Source organism: Streptomyces ipomoeae 91-03 (assembly GCF_000317595.1).
Taxonomy (GTDB): domain Bacteria; phylum Actinomycetota; class Actinomycetes; order Streptomycetales; family Streptomycetaceae; genus Streptomyces; species Streptomyces ipomoeae.
Genome location: NZ_AEJC01000512.1, coordinates 1 through 2,593, shown reverse-complemented (window position 1 = coordinate 2,593; position 2,593 = coordinate 1). Strand labels below are relative to the sequence as shown.

The 2,593-nt window shown below is 70.2% G+C and carries 3 protein-coding genes; 1 reads left to right on the top strand and 2 read right to left on the bottom strand.

Features of this window, described 5'->3' with window-relative positions:
• Positions 1–21 precede the first annotated feature (21 nt).
• On the bottom strand, positions 22–1,041 hold the full coding sequence (locus STRIP9103_RS33120) for an NAD-dependent epimerase/dehydratase family protein (RefSeq protein ID WP_009327856.1): 1,020 nt from the start codon (positions 1,039–1,041) through the stop codon (positions 22–24).
• A 122-nt stretch (positions 1,042–1,163) separates the two neighbouring features.
• Positions 1,164–1,910 (bottom strand): lysophospholipid acyltransferase family protein, encoded by a 747-nt coding sequence (locus tag STRIP9103_RS33115; RefSeq protein ID WP_009327854.1) that lies wholly within the window; start codon positions 1,908–1,910, stop codon positions 1,164–1,166.
• Between the two features lie 327 nt (positions 1,911–2,237).
• Between STRIP9103_RS33115 and STRIP9103_RS33110 the strand changes: the two genes are divergently transcribed.
• Positions 2,238–2,593, top strand: a 356-nt coding sequence (locus STRIP9103_RS33110) for an enoyl-CoA hydratase/isomerase family protein (RefSeq protein ID WP_048821431.1), incomplete at its 3' end; no start/stop codon positions are given.

The following is a 2,593-nucleotide window of genomic DNA, read 5'->3' as shown; positions in this document are numbered from 1 at the left end:
CCCCTTCGCGTATCCGTCACCTCACGACTTCAGCCAGGCGTCCTCCGCCGCGTAGTCGAAGAGGTCCCCGTAGGTCTGGAACATCTTGGGGTACGCCTCCCGCCAGTCACGGCCGCCCGCCAACTGCCGTTCGATCCACGCGACCGTCTCCGGGAGCGTCTCCGCGTACCGGGCCACCACCGGGCGGTAGCCCAACTCCCGTTCGGCGGCCGACATGTCGCACACCACGGGCGCCGGCACGGACCATGGTGTGTCGCCGACCGCGGGTACCGGAGGCGGGCCGTCGACCAGCACGTTCTCCGTCCGCACGCCCATCACGGCGTCGATGGCGGCGGCGATCTCCGTGACCTTCGGAGCGTCGGGGTCCACGGCGTTCAGCGCCCGCGTGCCCGGCCGCGCGGCGGCCAGCCGGATCAGCTCGGCGATGTTGTGCACGCTCGCCGGATGGAAGCGGCTCTCCCCGCCGTAGGCGATGACCCGGCGGCGCCGCCCGTCCAGGTTGCGCTTGACGAAGTACAGCTCGCGCGGCGTACGGCAGTGCGGGCCGTGGATGGCGCCCGCCCGCACCAGCGTCGTGGGCAACCGCTCACCGGCCGCGAGGAGTTCGCGCTCCAGGCCCGCCTTGCGGGTGCTGTACGAGGCCTCGCCCGGCCGGACCGTGCGCTGGCTCTCGGTGAGGGGGACGGGGTACTCGGGGAAGCCGTCCGGCTCCGCCTGGGTGTCGAAGTTACGGCCCTTGTCGTCCTCGTACACCGAGATGCTGGAGATGACGACGGCCGACCCGACCCGCTCGGCCAGCCCCGTCAACTGCCGTGCGTGCTCGGGGCCGTACGCGACCATGTCCACCAGCACGTCGCAGCCGTCACCGATCGCGGCGGACAGCGCCGCGTCGTCGGCGCGGTCGGCCCGCGCGACCCGTACACCCTCCGGCCAGTTCTTGTCGCGGTCGCCGCCCCGCGAGACGGCGGTCACCTCCCAGCCGTCCCGCGCCAGCGCGCCCACGGCCACGCGTCCGATCTGTCCCGTCGCTCCGATCACCACAGCACGTCGTGTCATGACCCGACCGTACGACGCCGGGGCCCGCCCCGGCAGGACGATCTGCTGCGGGCAGAACCCGCGGAATCCCGTGGCCCGGGGCGGCTCGAATCGATCCCCGGATTGGCTCAACTCAGCGGCAGGCGCGGGAACTTGCGTTCCTTGACCGGCTTCGCCGACTTGTCCGTGTCCTTCTGCGCGGCCTCCTCCGCCTTGACCACGGCCGCGTACTGGTCGACGTACTCCTGCTCCGACAGCGACAGGATCGCGTACATGATCTCGTCGGTGACGGCGCGCAGGACGGCCTTCTCGTTCTCCATGCCCTCGTAGCGGGAGAAGTCCAGCGGCTTGCCGAAGCGGATGACGACGGGGTGGATGTTCGGGATGACCTTGCCGGGCGGCTGCGCCTCGAAGGTGCCGATCATCGCGCAGGGGATGACGGGCACCCGGGCCTTGAGCGCCATGACCGCCACACCGACCTTGCCCTTGTAGAGGCGGCCGTCGTGCGAGCGGGTGCCCTCGGGGTAGATGCCGAGGAGCTCGTCCTTGCTCAGCACACCGAGGCCCTCGCGGATCGCGGCCTGACCTGCCTCCTTGCCGGAGCGGTCCACCGGGATCTGCCCGGCGCTGCGGAAGAACGAGGCCGTCAGCCGGCCCTTGATGCCGGGGCCGGTGAAGTACTCGGCCTTCGCGAGGAAGGTGATACGGCGCTTCAGTACGGCGGGCATCAGGAAGTGGTCCGCGAAGGACAGATGATTGCCGGCGACGATGGCCGCGCCCGACGCCGGCACGTTTTCCAGTCCCTCGATCCGGGGCCGGAAGGCCAGTCTCAGCAGTGGGCCGAGCAGCACGTACTTGAGCAGGTAATAGAACACGGGCTTCCCCTCACCGCTGACGTCATGTCAGACGCCCGAGTGCTGGTGAACCGCGTACTCCGGTGCCCGACGATTGATCGTAGCCCGAGGTACCGCGCCACTTGGAGTCCCCTGAACTGGTGGTGTTGCCTCGAATCGACATCGGGCCGAATCGTGAGGGGGTAAGGGGACGGGTCGGACAGCCATGGGGGAGGCCCCGGTGGGTTTAGTAGGGCGTCCAACTATATATTCGGGGGCAAGGACCGCAGGTGCGGCCAGATCCTGGCTGGAAGGAACCGACGAGATCATGCGCGTCATCGTGGCCCGCGACCTGACGGAGGCATACGGATGACCGGCACCTCCGCTCGGACGACCGGCACTCCGGCTCGGGCGACCGGCACCCCCGAGGAACCCGTACTGCTGCACACCGAGGGTCGCGTCGGCCGCATCACGCTCAACCGGCCCAAGGCCCTCAACGCCCTGACCCACCCCATGGTCCGCCGTATCGACGAGGCGCTCACCGCCTGGGAGCACGACCCGGCCGTCGAGACCGTCGTCATCACCGGCGCGGGCGAGCGCGGTCTGTGCGCGGGCGGCGACGTCCGCGCCGTCCACGACGACGCCCGCGACGGCGACGGCACCGCGTCGGCCGCGTTCTGGCGCGACGAATACCACCTCAACGCCCGTATCGCCCGCTACCCGAA